At 50.6% G+C, this 17,420-nt stretch carries 11 protein-coding genes; 7 read left to right on the plus strand and 4 right to left on the minus strand.

The window, feature by feature from the left end; translation table 11 throughout:
• Positions 1-51: 51 nt before the first annotated feature.
• Positions 52-2,631, minus strand: coding sequence for a HEAT repeat domain-containing protein (locus tag AC52PS_RS06620; RefSeq protein WP_495562263.1), 2,580 nt, complete (start codon positions 2,629-2,631; stop codon positions 52-54).
• Positions 2,632-2,686: 55 nt separating this feature from the next.
• On the minus strand, positions 2,687-4,255 hold the full coding sequence (locus AC52PS_RS06625) for an adenylate/guanylate cyclase domain-containing protein (protein WP_495562264.1): 1,569 nt from the start codon (positions 4,253-4,255) through the stop codon (positions 2,687-2,689).
• A gap of 108 nt (positions 4,256-4,363) precedes the next feature.
• Here AC52PS_RS06625 and AC52PS_RS06630 point away from each other — a divergent pair, with 108 nt between their 5' ends.
• From AC52PS_RS06630 to speB, 5 genes are all read left to right on the plus strand, one after another.
• A complete protein-coding gene (locus tag AC52PS_RS06630; RefSeq protein ID WP_495562265.1) occupies positions 4,364-5,104 on the plus strand; it encodes a PilZ domain-containing protein in 741 nt (246 codons plus the stop codon).
• A gap of 80 nt (positions 5,105-5,184) precedes the next feature.
• Positions 5,185-7,101: a biosynthetic arginine decarboxylase gene (gene speA / locus AC52PS_RS06635; protein ID WP_495562266.1), complete on the plus strand. Its 1,917-nt coding sequence runs from the start codon at positions 5,185-5,187 to the stop codon at positions 7,099-7,101.
• A gap of 54 nt (positions 7,102-7,155) precedes the next feature.
• Positions 7,156-8,346: a saccharopine dehydrogenase family protein gene (locus AC52PS_RS06640; protein WP_495562267.1), complete on the plus strand. Its 1,191-nt coding sequence runs from the start codon at positions 7,156-7,158 to the stop codon at positions 8,344-8,346.
• The gene (gene nspC, locus AC52PS_RS06645) at positions 8,343-9,521 is read left to right on the plus strand and encodes a carboxynorspermidine decarboxylase (RefSeq protein ID WP_495562268.1); all 1,179 of its coding nucleotides are present in this window, start codon (positions 8,343-8,345) and stop codon (positions 9,519-9,521) included. Before AC52PS_RS06640 ends, nspC begins: the two co-directional genes overlap by 4 nt.
• Before the next feature lie 37 nt (positions 9,522-9,558).
• Entirely contained in the window at positions 9,559-10,503 is a 945-nt protein-coding gene (gene speB, locus AC52PS_RS06650) for an agmatinase (protein WP_495562269.1), read from the plus strand.
• Positions 10,504-10,581: 78 nt separating this feature from the next.
• On the opposite strand, the gene AC52PS_RS06655 is transcribed toward speB, so the two are convergent.
• Both AC52PS_RS06655 and AC52PS_RS06660 read right to left on the minus strand, forming a co-directional pair.
• Entirely contained in the window at positions 10,582-11,994 is a 1,413-nt protein-coding gene (locus AC52PS_RS06655) for an MATE family efflux transporter (RefSeq protein WP_495562270.1), read from the minus strand.
• 48 nt (positions 11,995-12,042) lie between these two features.
• Positions 12,043-14,235, minus strand: coding sequence for a putative bifunctional diguanylate cyclase/phosphodiesterase (locus AC52PS_RS06660; RefSeq protein WP_495562271.1), 2,193 nt, complete (start codon positions 14,233-14,235; stop codon positions 12,043-12,045).
• A 74-nt stretch (positions 14,236-14,309) separates the two neighbouring features.
• Here AC52PS_RS06660 and AC52PS_RS06665 point away from each other — a divergent pair, with 74 nt between their 5' ends.
• Together AC52PS_RS06665 and AC52PS_RS06670 are read left to right on the plus strand one after the other, a co-directional pair.
• Complete coding sequence (locus AC52PS_RS06665; RefSeq protein WP_495562272.1) at positions 14,310-16,076, plus strand: AMP-dependent synthetase/ligase; 1,767 nt, start codon at positions 14,310-14,312, stop codon at positions 16,074-16,076.
• Between the two features lie 32 nt (positions 16,077-16,108).
• Positions 16,109-17,407 carry a thiolase family protein gene (locus AC52PS_RS06670; RefSeq protein ID WP_495562273.1) on the plus strand — a complete coding sequence of 433 codons (1,299 nt, stop codon included), beginning with the start codon at positions 16,109-16,111 and terminating at the stop codon, positions 17,405-17,407.
• Positions 17,408-17,420: the final 13 nt, after the last annotated feature.

Consider the following 17,420-nt stretch of genomic DNA (forward strand, 5'->3'; position numbering starts at 1 on the left):
TACTCCTACAGTATAGCGGAAATTTTCCATTCATGATGCATCCGCTGACCTTCAAGTTCCGGATGAATCATCAACATTCTTTGCATGAAGCCGTTGCAGCGCCCATTCGGTATATTTCCGCACTCTTCGTTGGGGATCCTCTCTGAGCCGAGACAGTATTTCCTGCCCCTCTTTGCCTGCAAGATATTCCACGGCTTTGGTAACCATCACCCGGACATTCTCATCCGGATCTCTGGCGGCAAGCACGATCCCACGGAAACTGGATACACTCCCCACTTTTGCAAGAAATTCCGCCGCATCTCTGCGCACCTTGGGATCCCGGTCACCGAGAAGTCTAATATGTTTTTCCACATACCCGGTTTGCTCTAAAATATCCACCAGCTGTGGCTTTAAACTGGCGAGGTCCTGCTCCAGGAGATCTCTTACGGCATCTTCCGCATCCCCGCCCATTCGGGCAAAACAATGTACAAGGCGGTCACGCAGCTGAGGTTCCGCATCCTTCAGATGCTCAAGAAGAGCTTCAATTCGCTTGGAATCGCTGCGGTTGGATATGGCCTGTATAACCGGTTCGAACAGCTCATCGCTCTCCTGAAATCCACCCAGAAGGCTAACCAGAATTCCCAGGGCCGTAGTGGATTGGGAAGCGCCCAGGCCCCGTACTCCCGCTTCTTGTACCGGGATAACCTCGTTTGGATCCTCAATGACCCCTTTAAGTTCATCGATGGTTGAATCGCTGCCGTGAACACCCATGGCATCCGCCGCGGCTTCCCGTACCCGCTCCACAGGATCCCGAAGCAGATCGGTTGTAAGATTGATGGTGCGGGTATCGCCCAGATCCACCAAAGCCCGGAGAGCGGAAATCCTTACATCCGGCTCCGCATCTTTTAATGCCCCGCGGATCTCCTTGGAAATACGCTTCTTTTCCTCCCCGGGGATGCTTGCGATAACCGCCGCACGGATTTTACCGTCCGGCTGGGCGAGAAGGTCATCAATCCTTGAGGAAAATTCCTTCCCCGCATAATGATGCAGCACACGGGTGAAATCCGCAGCCTGATCCGCAGGAATAGTGGGGAGCTGCTCCAGGATCATCTGTACCAGGTACGGGTGGCCGTAATCCGCAATAATTTTCAATGCAGTAATTCTGATTGAATGGGAATATTCACCCCGCTCCGATCTGAGGATCTCCTTCAGCCGGGAGAGCACGGTTCCGGTTTTCAGCTTGGAAAACGCCTTTCTCAAAGCATCATGCTCGGTGAAAGATGGGTCAAGCAGCAGATTAAGGAGCATCTCCACAACCCGCTTGTCATCCCTAATATCCAGATGGGTTAAAATGAATGACACCTTCCCCGAATCGTATCGGTGACGGTCCAGCTCTTTCACAAACAGAGCCGTTCCGCTGTCGCTGGGGCGTAAGTTCAACACCCGAATTCCCTGTTCCCACACAAGAGAATGTTCACCGTTGATGTTGTTGAATCCCCGCTCGGCAAGGGGGGGAATAATCAAGCGGTCACCGCTTTGTTCAAGCAGCTTTAAGGCTAAGTAGAGGCTTGCCGGTTTGGTGCCGGTTTGATACAGAAAATCCCACACCTGTACCTCAGCAGCTTTTGCGAGCAGTCTCTCCCGCCGCTGCAGATCTTTTTTATCCGCCGGGTCGGCTTCATTCAGGGTCTGTTTCAGCCATCCGATTCGATCCAGAAAAGCTGCCGCAGGGTGACGCAGCTCCAGATTCTTGCTATCCAGCAGTTCTATGGCAAGATTGATATGGTCCTCCCGACGGGAATCGAGAAAATCGAGAACATGAAAGGCTTCAACGGTTCCCAGACTTGCGGGGTCCACGGTGTATTGCCGGGAAAAATCTCTTTGGATTCGGTTCCAGGCTGCTTCCCTCACTTCAAACGCAGCATCATGAACCAACGACGATTCGAGCCTGCTGTATAATTCTTCAATCCGGTCTGCCTGAATATCCTGAATTACGGTTTTCCGTATAAGAGGGTGGGAATCTCTGAAGCTTTCTTCCAATACTTTTGTGGATCTGTCGGACCCGTCATGAAGCAGAACACTCACTGCAAAAAATCTTGCCTTCCACTCGGGATCGCCGCCGATCTCCCGAAATTGATCCACAGAGTCTCTGAACAAATCCAGTATTTCTGCTGCAGGGAATGTCTCTCCGCTGCAGGCGAGAGCAAGGAGCCGCATGCCGAGTTCGTCAACTCGTTCCTTAATGAGCTGCTGATGTTGAACTTTCTGATTTTCAACTGCCGTTACCAGCACGGGGAACAAATTCCCCTCGGGTACAAACTCGAGTATGTATTTCAGTATTTTCTCTTTGCGGCGGCTGCGGTAATCCTGTAACCATATCCGGTCCAGACCTGAGAATCGTATTACACCGGAGCTTTGATTTTCTCTGGCCATCTGCACAAGGACCTTGGATTTCACTTTAAGATAATGGGTGCTGAACTTCCGGACGAACGGAGTCTTGTTTTTCACCGCCCGATGGACTTCAGCTTTAAACCGCCTTCGCCGCAGTATCCGATGCAGTAAAATTGCTGCCATAATAAGCACCAGGCCGGCGGCGATGATGATCCACAGCCATACCGGCAACCGGTTAAATAATTCTGTAAGGACGGACATGTTCTTCCCCCTGGTATGATTTCAAACAACGTTCGTTTACGTTTTCAGGTCTGATCTAACGCTTGATTCCCAACACATTAAAGATGGGTATGGGCTCTTTTTTTCCCTTCACGGAGACCGGTTTCAGCTCTTTCAGATGAAACCTGTCTCCCACAATGTCACGGGTGTGAGATGAGATAATAATATCATTGGCAGTGGCAACCCCCTCAAGGCGGGCTGCAACATTTACCGTATCGCTGATTACCGAATAATCCATTCGTCTGTTGCTGCCCAGGTTCCCAACCACCACAGGTCCGGAATTCATCCCGATACTCACCCGGAGATGACTGGCCTCTCCTGTAAAAAACTTCCGTTTCTCTTCCTGAATCAGCTCCTGGATCTCCACGGCGCAGGACACCGCGTTAATGGCATCATGATCTCCCTTGCCCATGGGGACTCCAAAAGCGGCCATGATACAATCACCGATCAGCTTATCGATATAGCCCCCGAATTTTATTACCACTTCCAGACTCACGGAGAAAAATTCGTTAAGCACTTCAACCACATACTCCGGATCCTTCCCCTCGGAAAATGAGGTGTACCCGGTAATATCGGCAAAAAAAATGGTGGCCTCTTTTTTTTCTCCACCCAGCCGTACATTATCCGGATGCTCCATGAGCTGATGAACGATATCTGTGGAAAGATATCGGCTGAACATATCTTTTACCACCCGGCGTTCTTCCACCGCACTTTCCATCTGGGATTTCAGGGCCTGTTCCTGGGTTTGATCGGTGAAAAGATAGGTTAAGCCTTCGATACTTCCCCTGCTGGTTTTCAGAGGGGCGATATTCAGGGAATAATCCATCTCTTTGTCATCCACCGCGTACACGCCTTCCAAGCCCAGCACCGGCTTCCCGCTTTCGCTCACCTTTTTCACCTGGTTGCGAACCTTCCGGCTGAGATGCCGGAGAAACAGTTCATCCATGGGTCTGCCCACATCTTCCTGGCGAATTCCAAAACTATCGCCTGCGGAGGGATTGAAATATTTCAGCCTGCCTTCTGAATCGCTGGTTACCAACAAATTCGTCATTGAGGTGAACACATTGGTTTGATAGCGGTGCAATCCTTCAATTTCTTTCAACCGATCCTTGAGTTCCTGGAAGAGATCGATGTTTTGAAGCATTCCGCTGGCCATTTTATTGAAGGAATCTATAAAGGAAAGCCGCGCAGCACCATAATGCTCCGGATGTCTTGAGTTCAGAAAAAGAAGTCCCATCACCTGGTTTCTGCTCACAAGAGGGGAGGCAATTGCCGACTTCATCTCTGGATGAAGATAAACATCTGCGAAAAACGGGCCTCCGGGACTGTTTATTACCAGCGTTTCTCTGCTGTCCAGCAGAAAATCCACGCTCTCCCCGGAAAGAGCAAGGTTTTGAGGCAGCTCATAGCGTCCCCGACGATGCAGAAGAGGCAGTTCTCGCTGCTCCTTGCTTTCTGGCGAGAGAATATACAAAGCGGCGGCATCCGAACGGGTTACATCCAGAGCCTGTTCAACTAGTCCCCTGCTGACGGACTTCCTGCTCATGTCCCCGCTGAGAACATTGGTGGTACGCACCAGATCATATAATATTGAAGATTGCTGCATTTCAGAATTCTCCCTCCTATACCTTAGTGGAGCGGAGAGAATAAATAAAGTCTTTTTGAGGAAATACAGACTGGCAACCTCAGCCAATCTGTTCCATAATCAGTATATATGAGAAATGTGGCGAAAAAAGTGTTCTTTCTGTATCCCCACTCGGTAGTGCAGGGACAGATGATCGACCTGCTTATCCAATCTGAGTTTGAGGTGGCGGTTCTCAACGATCACCAAAGAGCCCTCCGTCTACTCAGCGAGTTTCCGTCATCCATTCTCTTTGTAAATATCGAGGAGCAGCTTTCCCAGGATGACTGGGAGGTCTTTATTCGAAATATTGTCCAGGGCAATTCTGTCCATGACAGCCGTGTGGGCGTGATGGTATATAATCCCAATAAAGAACTGGCGCAGAAATACCTCATTGATATCGGTGTCCAATGCGGATTCATCCAGCTCAAGCTCGGGCTTACCGAGAGTGCCAAGATTGTCCTGAAAGCCCTCGCCGCCAATGAGGCAAAGGGCGACAGAAAATTTGTGCGCGTCACGTGTAAGCCTGGAAAAGCCAGCCTGAACATACGAAGTCACCAAGAGAATTTCCGGGGAGAGATCCTGGATATCAGCTCCGCAGGATTCGCATGCGTACTGGATACAACTCCCGAAAACGGCACCGAGTTCGACGATATGCAGCTGTCCCTCCGGGGAGCACTTATCCATGCCTCAGGAAAACTGATGGGTAAGCGAAGCGAAGAGGGACAGGATGTAATCTCAGTGATCATGTTCAGCAGCATCGACCGGGAAGTGAAGGGAAAAATATATCATTTTATCAGAAAAACCCTTCAGGCTGAGATTGACAGCATCTGACTATTTCAGTTTTACTTCTGGATTCCTTCATGGGTACGTTTAGCATGGAGTAGCGGTGAACCTATCAGAGGCGGCAACCTATGGCAAAAGACCTTCTATCAAAATGGACAAGCAGCGACTCAGCCAACCTTTACGGCATTAAAGAATGGGGGGCCGGGTATTTCGATATTAACCCTGAAGGGGAGGTGATCGTAAAAACCACGGTGAACGGGAAGAAAGTGGAAGTGAGCCTGATGGATATCGTATCGGGATTGACCCAGCGGGGGACCCAGATGCCCGTACTTCTGCGCCTGGAGAATCTCCTTGATAACCAGATCACCCTTCTGAACACCCAGTTCCGAAAGGCGATTAAAGAAGGGGGCTACCAGGGCAGTTATCGGGGCGTGTTTCCCATTAAGGTTAACCAGCAACAGCAGGTGATCGAGGAAATAGCCCGGTTCGGAGAAAAGTATCACCATGGTCTGGAAGCAGGAAGCAAGGCTGAATTGGTGGTGGCCCTGGCAATGATCCCTTCCACTGAAAGCCTGATTATCTGCAATGGCTACAAGGATGCAGAGTTTTTCGATATGGGGCTGTATGCCACCCAGATGGGCTATAAATGCTTTTTCGTAATAGAGACCCCCAGCGAACTTCCAATTCTTATGGAACGGAGCAAGATGCTGGGCATTCTACCCCAAATCGGAGTACGCCTGAAACTCTCGAGCCGGGCCGGCGGGCACTGGCAGGACAGCGGAGGGGATAACAGTCTATTCGGTCTGACCACCTCGGAAATCATCGATATAATAGACCTTTTAAAAGCTGAAGATATGCTCTCCTGTTTACAGCTGCTTCACTATCATCTGGGAAGCCAGATACCCAACATCCGGGATATCCGGAATGCAGTGCAGGAAACGGCGAGATTCTACACCGAACTGGTCCATGAAGGGGCTCAGATGGGGTATCTGGACCTGGGCGGCGGCCTGGCCGTTGACTACGACGGAAGTCAAACCAATTATATTCACAGCAAGAACTATACGCTGGGGGAATACTGTACGGATATTGTGGAGGGCCTGCGGGCTGTGTTGGATGAGCATGAGGTACCCCACCCGAATATCGTTACCGAATCCGGGCGCGCCACGGTCGCCTACGCCTCTGTGCTTCTGTTTAACGTCCTGGATGTTACCAGGCTGGAATCACGCCCCCTACCGGAACAGCTACCGGAAGATGCAGATGAGATGCTCAGTAATTTATGGGAGATTCCGGGCTATATGAACCTGAAAAACATGCAGGAGTGCTATAACGATGCCCTCTACTATCGCAGTGAAATCCGGGAACGGTTCAAACACGGCCAGATCAGTCTTCGCCACCGGGCACTGGGGGAGAATATCTTCCTACAGGTAATTGAAGAGATCTCAGCAAACCTGGGAAAGCTGAAGCGGGTACCCAAGGAACTTCAAGGCCTGGATCAGGCCCTCTACGATATTTACTACTGCAATTTCAGCGTATTTCAAAGCCTCCCGGATGCCTGGGCCATCGACCAAATATTTCCCATTATCCCCATTCACCGCCACCGGGAAAAACCCGACCGTCAGGCGATTATCGGAGATATTACCTGCGATTCAGACGGTAAAATTGATAAGTTTGCCGACCTGCACGATGTAAAGCACACCATCTCCCTCCACGAATTAACGGATCATGAGGAATACTACCTGGGAATTTTCCTGGTGGGGGCGTATCAGGAAACCCTCGGAGATCTCCATAACCTTCTGGGAGATACAAACATCGTATCTATTAGGATACAGGAGGATGGAAGCTTTGATATCCTCAGGGAGATTGAAGGTGACAGCGTAGCCGAGGTGATCAGCTATGTGGAATACGACCCCAAGGACGTACAGAATCTGTTCCGGAAAAAAGCCGAACAGGCGGTCCGGTCAGGAAAAATCAGTGTGCAGCAGCGGAAAACCATCGTGGAAAGTTATGAAACCAGCATGCGCGGCTACACGTATTTTGAAAGATAGCACGCAAATATTGAACCCGGGGCGGCCTCAGCTGCCCGCTTGAGGAGACCAACCATGAGCAAGAGAGTACTGATTATCGGCGCCGGCGGCGTGGGACAGGTTGTGGCCCACAAATGTGCAATGAATTCCCATATTTTCGGAGAGATCACCCTTGCAAGCCGGACCAAATCCAAATGCGATTCCATAGCCCGGCAAATTGAACAGATGCACGGCAGAACTATCCGGACCGCAGCCCTGGATGCGGATGATGTGTCACAGACGGTGAAATTGATCAATGATGTTCAGCCCGACCTGGTAATGAACATCGCCCTTCCCTATCAGGATCTTCCCATTATGGATGCCTGTCTGGAAACCGGAGTGGACTACCTGGATACCGCCAATTATGAGCCCAAAGAGACGGCAAAGTTCGAATACAAATGGCAATGGGATTATACGGAACGTTTCGAAAAAAAAGGTATTATGGCCCTGCTTGGCAGCGGATTCGATCCGGGGGTAACCAATGTATTCACCGCATACGGCGCAAAGCATTATTTTGACCAGCTTACCCAGTTGGATATAATCGATGTAAACGGTGGGGATCATGGAAAACCCTTCGCTACCAATTTCAACCCGGAAATTAATATCCGGGAGGTGAGTGCACCCTGCAGACATTATGAAAACTCTGAGCTGGTAGAGACTCCGGCAATGTCCATGTCCCGTGAGTTCACATGTCCCGAAAACGTGGGCCGGTACACCATCTACCGCATGTACCACGAAGAACTGGAATCCCTGACCCGCCACTACCCCCAGCTTCAGAAAGCCCAGTTCTGGATGAGCTTTTCAGATAATTACCTTAAGCACCTTGAAGTTCTCCAGAATGTGGGAATGACCAGAATTGATGAAGTTGATTTCAACGGCCAGAAAATAGTTCCTCTGCAGTTTCTTAAGGCGGTGCTTCCCGAACCGTCCAGTCTCGGACCGGACACCAAAGGAAAAACCTGCATCGGCACGGTGCTGAAGGGCCTGAAGGACGGCAGGGAACGGGAAGTCTATATCTATAATCTCTGTGACCATCAGGATGCGTATCGGGAAGTAAGGAGCCAGGCTATCAGCTACACCACCGGCGTGCCGGCAATGATCGGTGCCAAAATGATGCTGGAGAAACACTGGCACAAACCGGGGGTGTGGAACATGGAACAGTTTGATCCGGATCCGTTTATGGATGAACTGAAGCTTCATGGACTTCCCTGGAAGGTAAGGGAATGATACGGGACAACGGATTTGAGCCCTTCAGTGGATTTGACCCACATAGGGTTCCATCCCCGGCATATGTGGTAGACAAGGCGGCCATACGCCACAATCTGGGAATATTAGATAAAGTTATGACCGAAAGCGGGGCAAAAATTCTTCTTGCCCTGAAGGGATTCAGTATGTTCAGCCTTGCACCGGAAATTTCGCGTGTTCTGAAGGGGACCACGGCAAGTTCGGTGCACGAGGCCCGTTTGGGCAGGGAGGAATTTGGCTCAGAGGTGCATGTGTACGCTCCTGCGTTCAAGGATGAAGAAATGCAACTTCTTTTGGAAACCGCCGACCACATTATTTTCAATTCCTTCAGCGAGTGGCAACATCACCGGGCGGCTTGTATGAAGGCCCGGGAATCCCGTTCTCAGCTGAAATTCGGTATCCGGATTAACCCGGAGCACAGTGAAGGAAGCGTTGAACTGTATGATCCATGCGCCCCCTACAGCCGTATGGGAGTGGTGCATTCTGAATTCCGCAGAGATCTTATGGAGGGGTTGAGCGGCCTGCATTTCCACAGCCTTTGTGAACAGGGTGCAGAACCCCTGGAGCGAACCCTCAAGGTGGTAAGCGCCAGGTACGGGGATATCCTCAAGAACCTGAAGTGGATAAATCTTGGCGGAGGGCATCACATCAGCAAAAAGAACTATAACCGCCCCCTGCTCGTCCGGATTATCAGGGAACTGGCAGAAACATACGGACTGGAGGTGTATCTCGAACCCGGAGAGGCCATTGCCATCCACAGCGGTATTTTGGTAAGCACCGTGCTGGATACTCCGGTGAACTCAATGAACCTGGCCATTCTGGATACCTCAGTCACCTGCCATATGCCCGATGTGCTGGAGATGCCCTATCGCCCGGAGATCCTCGGCGCTGGTGCTCCGGGAAGCTTCCCCCATCTCTACCGCCTGGGAGGCCAGACCTGTCTGGCGGGGGATGTAATCGGGGACTACAGCTTTCCCGCCCCCCTCGAAAGGGGGCAGAGACTGATGTTCGATGACATGGCCCATTACACCATGGTTAAGACCACCACATTCAACGGCATTCCCCTTCCCGCCATCTGTACCTATGACAGCGACAATGGACGGTATGAGCTGATCAGGGAATTCGGCTACCACGATTTCCGATCCAGGCTGTCATAGAAGCTGTCATCGAAGCAGTCATGGAAGAGGAGGAAATATGAAGCAGGATTCGGCAAACAGTTCAGCCAACACAGATTTCAGCGAATACGGCGGTGAATTTTTTCTGGAAAGCGAAATCGGTCGGCCATCCCCCATTGAGAGTCGATTTCATATTCTGCCCTTCCCGTTCGAAGCCTCTGTCTCCTATGAAGGTGGCACCCGCAGGGGTCCGGAAGCCATCATTGAAGCAAGTCAGCAATTGGAGCTCTATGACGGAATCAGTTTTCCCGGAGAGGAAGGAATTTTTACCCATGGAAATCTTCAGGTACCCGCAGCGAACAGCCCCGGGGACGAAGATGTTCAGATCTGTTTTGAAGAAGCGGCAGGGCGTATAAAACAGGTGCTGGAAACCTCGGCCATTCCGGTAACCCTCGGCGGGGAACACAGCATCAGCTACGCCCCGCTCCAGGCGCTGAAACGGCATTTTGCCCCGGGGAACATCGGTATTGTGCAAATCGACGCCCATGCAGATCTTCGTCTTGCCTATGAGGGCAGGGTTTGGTCTCATGCGTCGGTAATGCGGAGGCTTGCCGATCAGGGGATGCCCATTCTTCAATTGGGAGTCAGAGCCCTTTGCCGGGAGGAAAGGGATTATCGGGAGACCTCTCGGCAAATCGTCTACTATGACGCCCGGGAACTCATTGAACAGGATATCCGCTACATCCGTCTACCCGAAGATTTTCCCGAACTTCTGTATGTGAGTATCGACCTGGACGGTCTGGATCCCTCAATCATGCCGGCAACCGGAACGCCGGTGCCCGGTGGACTGGGTTGGTATCAGACAATGGACCTTCTCTCTTCGATTATTTCTCAGCGGCATGTTGTAGGGCTGGATATGGTGGAGCTTGCGCCTATGGCTCAGGGGCATGCCTGGAACTATACTGCAGCCCATCTACTCTACGGGGTGTTCGGACTGATTCAGCGGCTTAATCCCCGGGATTGAAACTAACCCGCTGTATGCAAAGCCGACCTTTGTATACCGGGGGCCAAGAATCTCTCCCCAATCCCCTGAGTCCCGGCATCAGCTGCTTTCCACCTCCACATCAAGCCAGCGCCCTTTGAGAAACCCGGCAAACATAATTCCCGCATGAAATATCTGATACAAACCGAAGCTCAACCACGCCAGGTGAATGTTTTCCGGAAAGAGAAAGCGCATAAGCAGGGTGGATCCTAAAATGAACACAACATTGGTGGAAAACTCGCTGGCGAGCACATATCTACCATACCCGTTTGAAATAAACACCATTTCAAAGGAATACCCCAAGGATTCTATGAAGTAAAACGGAAGAAAAAAGGCCAATGCCGTACTGATGGCAGCCACAGTGGAGGGGTCGGAAGTGAAAATCCCCGCAATAGAGTAGCGTAGAGCAAAGGTAAGGCCGGCAACCAATACGGCAATTCCCCCTGCCACAATTCCCGAAGCCGAAATGTATTTCCCGGCCAATTCCCTTTCCCCACGGCCCAGCGCATTACCGGCGAGAATACCCGCGCTCCGGGCAAAGCCCCCGATGATGGTCTTATTCAAACGGTAAAAGGAGAATACCGCATGGGTTGCCGCCAAATAGAGGGGGGAATAATCTTCAATAATGGCTTGATAGGTCATGAATATTCCCAGGGCAATGATATTCTGTACGGCCGGAGGAAGGGCAACCCTCACGATATCTCGTTGAAGCCGTGTACTCAGATGCTTAAAGCTGAACAATCGGTATTTGAGGCCATATCCTCTGAAAAATACGATCAGAATAAGGAACATGGCGGCAAAGCTGAATGCGAAAACCGTACCCAGGGCTGCACCCCGGATCCCCATGGATGGAAGGCCCAGTTTCCCGAATATAAAGATATAATTCAGAATGATATTCAGCACATTGCTGAGAATACCCGACCACATAACGTATGAAGTCTTGTTAATGGCCGAGAAAAATCCCTGGACTGCGAAAAAGATCCCGGTGGGAATAAGGGCGAAGCGCATAATGGAGATGTACTGAAGACTCAATTCAAGAATTTCAGGGGTTCCGATCATCAAAGACAGCAGAGGGCGTGCGAAAAAACTTGCAGCGATGGCAAGGGAGGCGGAAAGCAATGCGGTAATTATGCCGTTATCCAGGGCTTCCCCGGTTACAAAACGTGAATCGGTACTGAGATGATCCTGCCGTCCGTATCGTCTGGCGGTGATAGCCTGAATGCCATTGGAGAGAGGCCACAGGAAGGTGTTCAGCATCCATGTGAACAAACCGGCTATACCGATAGCCGCAAGCTCAAAGCTATCTTCGCCGAAGTGGCCCAGCATTGCGCTGTCCACAATCTGATGCAAATAGTGGGTAAGCCTGCCGAACAATAGCGGGAGACCAAGGGCCATAACCTTCACATACGGATGTCTAACCCCAAGGTGGTCCTTCCGGAAGAGCTTCCCGGCATGCTCCAATATACGTTTCACATTTCCCCCGAAAAATAACGGCATGAAGAACCCCAGCCCGTATCCGCCTTATCCCTTGCGTCTCTCGAAGGACTCACGGTTCCACATTGAAAGCCAGCTACGTAGGGCAGTCCGGTCCATTGGGCGGGCATGAAGAAAGCCCTGAATGTGACTAACCCCCAGTTCCCGAAGCAGCCGTTCCTGTTCGCTGTATTCCACACCTTCAGCCACCGTTTCCATGCCCAGGCTGGAGGACATGGCAAGGATCGCCCGAATAATTTCCCGGGAATGGGTGCTTTCGTAAATGGAGGCGATGAAACTTCTGTCGATCTTCAGAGTATCAATATTGAAGCGGTGAAGATAGCTCAAACTGCTGTAACCTGTGCCGAAATCATCCAGGGAAAGGCGTATTCCCATATTTTTTAAAAGGGTCAGGTTTTGCCGAACCATCTCGTTATCTTCAATCAGCATAGATTCGGTAATTTCCAGCTCAAGCTGTGACATATCAGCGGATGTTTGGGCCAGAATATTACTGATCACCGGAATAAAATTCTGGCTGTGAAGGTTCACGGGGCTGATATTGAATGAGAGGGTAAGACGGTTTTCACTGCCGTGATTCAGATTTCTCAGTTCAAGAATGTCAGATGCAGCTATCCGAAAAAGATACTCTGAAAGCTCGGCAATGATTCCGATTTCTTCCGCCAGAGGAATAAAAACCTCGGGTGAAACCTCGCCGAACTCCGGGGAAAACCACCGGGCCAGAACTTCCACCTTTGTGACCTTTGAACTTCTTGCTTCGATTATGGGTTGGTAGAAAACCTTCAATTCCTCGCTTGCCACGGCATTTCTCAGCTCTTCGGCCAGCCGGTAGCGCTTTCTGATATCCTCATGGCCCCGTTCATCGTAGCGTATGGTGGTCCCTCCGCCCCGGTCTTTGCTCACAGAAAGTGCGAGTTCAAGATTACGTATGATCGTTTCCGCAGGGTCGGTACCCACCTTCGGTCCCTGAAAAACCCCCTTGATTCTGCCCCCCTTTTTGCCTCTCTTCCCCTTTCTTCCGTCTGTTTTCTCGGCATTAGTTCTGGCAGCTGTTTCGGCAGCTGTGCCGCTATTTGACCGGGAATTTTTTCCGGTCTCTGTTTTAGGTTCTCTTTGCGGAGATTTGGCCCCAAAGGACGTATAGCTGATATTCAGACTCATGCGGATTGACTGATTCATGAGAAGAAAGCCTTTCAGTGCATGCTGATGAAGCATCTCCGCCACCGCCTGGGGATCTGCACCCCCTGAAGGAAATGAAAGAATGAAATCCGTTCCGCCGAACCTTCCCAGAAATCCGTCTTTGGGAATTAGTGTTTCGCAGCGCCGGGCAAAAAGCCGGAGAATCTCATCTCCAGCGGTATAGCCGTGATTATCGTTAATTTGTCTGAATCGGTGGATAGAAATAAACAATGTGATGAACGGTTTTCCCTTCATCCTGCTTCTTCTGGCTGTTTCATTCAAAAGGGTTCTGATGTAGTGGCGGTTTGGAAGACCGGTGAGATCATCGTAGTACGCCACAGCCTCCAGTCTGGAAGTTGTTTTTTTAAATCCGTACACCACAGAACCGGTGAGCGAACTGATGAGTATGTACAGCAGGAACACCCTGAGAAGAAATTCTGCATCAAGATGTTGTCGAATGGGTGCCTGAGGGAATGCAATGGCAAAAAGAAACAGCACAGTAAAAAGTGCATGGGTCAAAAGCGCCCAGCGGATATTCAAAAAATAGAACAGGATAATGGGGCCGAGAAAAATATAGAGTACCCCGTATCCGTTAAATCCTCCGGTGATCAGAGCATATGTAAGGGCAAGAATAACACTCAATGCCGAGACCTGGATGCTGGCATCGAGTCTGTTTCCCCGATGATAGATCAAGAGAGCGGTAATCTGTCCCAGGGTTGCGAATATAAGAACTGCCGAAGCCAGATATGCGCCTGACACGGCCACGGACACAGCCACGGGAAGAAAAACACCAAGACCGAGAAGACCCATGATATGGATGAGCAGAATTTTCCCCCGAATGAACATGGGCAGGGTGCTGGAAAGGCCCTGGTATCTGAGAAAACGCTGAAATGAGAATGCAAACCGTTGGAACAAATTCATGGGCACATTCCAATAATAGTGCATAGGATGCAGAAAAAGAAGAGGAAGTTTTGTATCCGCCTCTTCATCTTCATACCTGGAAGTCAGGAATCTGTTGAACGTCTTTACTGAATTGCCGTTCATTTTTTTCTTGCTAAATCCTGAGTGTGGTTGTAAGATTTAATTACTGAACAGCAATTCATTATTCGGAGGACTATATGAATCGAACGTTTACAACCCTTCCAGAACTTTTCACCCATGCCACCACCCAATTCAAGCTGGAAAATGCATTGATGTATCCTGAAGGAGACTCATGGAGAACCTACTCAAGCGAACATTTTCGAAATCAGGTTCGGTGGCTTGCCCTTGGAATGAGTGACATGGGGGTAAAAGAAGGAGACAGTGTGGGAATACTCGCTCCGTCTTCCCCGGAATGGATCATTCTGGATCTTGCCACGGTAAGCCTGGGCGCAGTAAGCGTTCCCCTGTTCAAAAAAATCAGCATTGAGAGCCTGACTCATGAGATTTCCGACTCAAAAATGAAATATATGTTTATCGGGAACCTTGAGGAACTACCCCACATTAAAGCAACCCATAAACATTTGAAAGAACAGATCACCTTTGGAAAGAGCTTCCCGAACGAGCGTTTTAACGCATTGATTACCAAAGGGAGAGCAATGGATTCGGAGAACCCCCAACTCTTCGATACCATGGCATCGAAGATCAAGGAAGATCACCTTGCCACGATTATATACACCAGCGGAAGCACAGGTTTGCCCAAGGGGGTAAAACTGAGCCATAAAAATATTATCAGTCAAGTGTACGCCAGCTCCCAGCGATTCCAGACAATTCCCGGCGACCGGGTACTTTCCGCCCTCCCCCTTGCACATATTTTTGAACGGATGGTGATGTACTTTTATATTTCATCGGGTCTCCCCGTATATTTTGCCGACGATCCGAAAATGCTGGGAGTCTATGCCAAGGCAATCAGCCCCACCATCATGACTGTGGTACCCAGAATACTGGAAAAAGTGTACATGAAAATGCGGGAAGGAGCCATCGAAAAAACCGGTATTGCCGGTGCCATAGCCAAAACCGGGTTTGTGCGCGCAGAAAAGCGAAAGCCCGGCCGCGCTGCACGGGGTCCCATGGGGCTGGTGTTTGACAAACTGCTGTACAAGAAATTCCGGGCTGCCATGGGCGGTCAGCTGCGGATCGCCATTTCAGGATCCGCAAAACTTGCACCGGAAATCGCATCTTTTTTCGTGAACTGCGGAATTCAGGTGTACGAAGGATATGGTCTCACTGAAGCCAGCCCGGTTATTGCGGTAAACTATCCTGGTCACAGAAAAATCGGATCCGTTGGGCCCCTCTTCCCGGGCGTAGAAGTAAAGGTTACCGAGGAAGGGGAAGTTCTGGCCAAGGGTCCCAATATTATGCAGGGGTACCACAACCGGCCGGATGCCACCGCGGAAATGATAGATGAGGAAGGCTGGCTCCATACCGGAGATTTGGGCAGCTTTGAAGACGGGTACCTGACCATCACCGGACGGAAAAAAGAGCTATTCAAGAAATCCACCGGTGAATACGTCCCCCCGGTACCCCTTGAGCAGGAACTTGTGCAAATGCCCGGAATCGATACCGCCGTGGTGGTTGCGGATAACCGGACATTTGTAACCGCACTCATTTTTCCCGAGTATGAAAAGCTTCCGGCTCTAAAATCCGAGGCGGGAATGGAAGATGTAAAGGATGATGAATTTCTGGACAGTGAGTATTTCCGCCAGCAGATTCACGATTATTTGCAGGATATGAATAAACATCATCATCATTGTGAGCATATCGCAGACTTCCGGATTATTCACAGTGAGGCCAGCATCGAAGAGGGAGAGCTCACCCCAACCATGAAAGTGCGGCGCTTCGCCATCGAAAAGAAATACGGAGACCTAATTGAGGATATGTATAAGACGCCTCTCTCCTGGAAATAAACAGCCAAGATCTGCATAAATAGGAGAATTCTATGAATCGATCTCATGAACGAATTGCCATTGTAGATGGAATCAGAACACCAATGGCAAAAGCAGGAACAGTTCTGAAAAACACCCAGGCGGACGATATGGGTGCATTCATCGTCCGCCAGCTTCTTGAGCGGAACAGCATCGAACCGGAAGAGTTCGATGAGGTGATTATCGGCAATGTGGCCCAGCCCGCACACGCAGCCAATATTGCCAGGGTAATTGCTCTGAAGGCAGGAATGCCCAATTCGACCCCGGCGTACACGGTTCACCGTAACTGTGCCAGCGGTATGGAGAGCATCACAACGGCGGCAAGCAAGCTGCTCACCGGTGAGGGTGATATATATTTAGCCGGTGGAACCGAGAGCATGTCCAATATTCCCCTGATGTTCAATAAAGAGTACACCGCCTTCATGAACCGGCTTTCCGCTTCCAAGACCTTCGGCCAAAAGCTGAAAGCCCTCTTCTCATTCAGGATGAGCATGCTTCGACCGGAAATCGGAGTAATTCACGGTCTGACCGATCCGGTAAGCGGTCTCATAATGGGGCTCACCGCTGAAAACCTGGCCAAGGAGTTCTCCATCAGCCGAAAAGAGCAGGATGAACTGGCCCTCCTGAGTCATCAGCGGGCGGTCCAGGCAGCCAGAGAAAACCAGCTTGAAGGGGAGATTATCCCCATGCCCCTCATGCCTGAGTACAGCAGCATAGTGGATCAGGATGTGGGGCCCCGGGAGAGCCAGAGCATGAAGGCCCTGGGAAAACTCAGACCCTACTTCGATAAGAAAAACGGAACGGTTACCGTTGGAAATTCCTGCCCGATTACCGACGGTGCAGCGGCAGTTATCCTCATGCGGGAAAAAGATGCGAAAAAGCGAGGACTCACCCCTCTAGGCTACATCAAAGACTGGGCGTACGCGGGGTTAGAACCGGAGCGGATGGGTCTCGGCCCCACATATGCCACGGCCAAACTCTTTCAGAAGACCGGAACCAAATTATCCGAAATTGATTATATAGAGATGAACGAAGCCTTCGCCGCCCAGATCATTGCAAACGAGCGGGCCTTTGCCAGCAAAGAGTTCGCCTCAAAGTACCTGGGCATGGATGAAGCGTTGGGAGACATCGACCGAAATAAGATGAATCTCCAGGGTGGAGCCATCGCGTTAGGTCACCCGGTGGGAACCACCGGTACCAGAATTACCGTACACACGCTGCGGGAACTGCGACGACAGGGTAAACAGAAAGGCCTTGCCACACTCTGCATCGGCGGTGGACAGGGAGCATCCCTGCTTCTCGAGGTGGAATAATTGCATCGATCAG

The sequence above is a fragment of the Salinispira sp. genome, assembly GCF_059431795.1.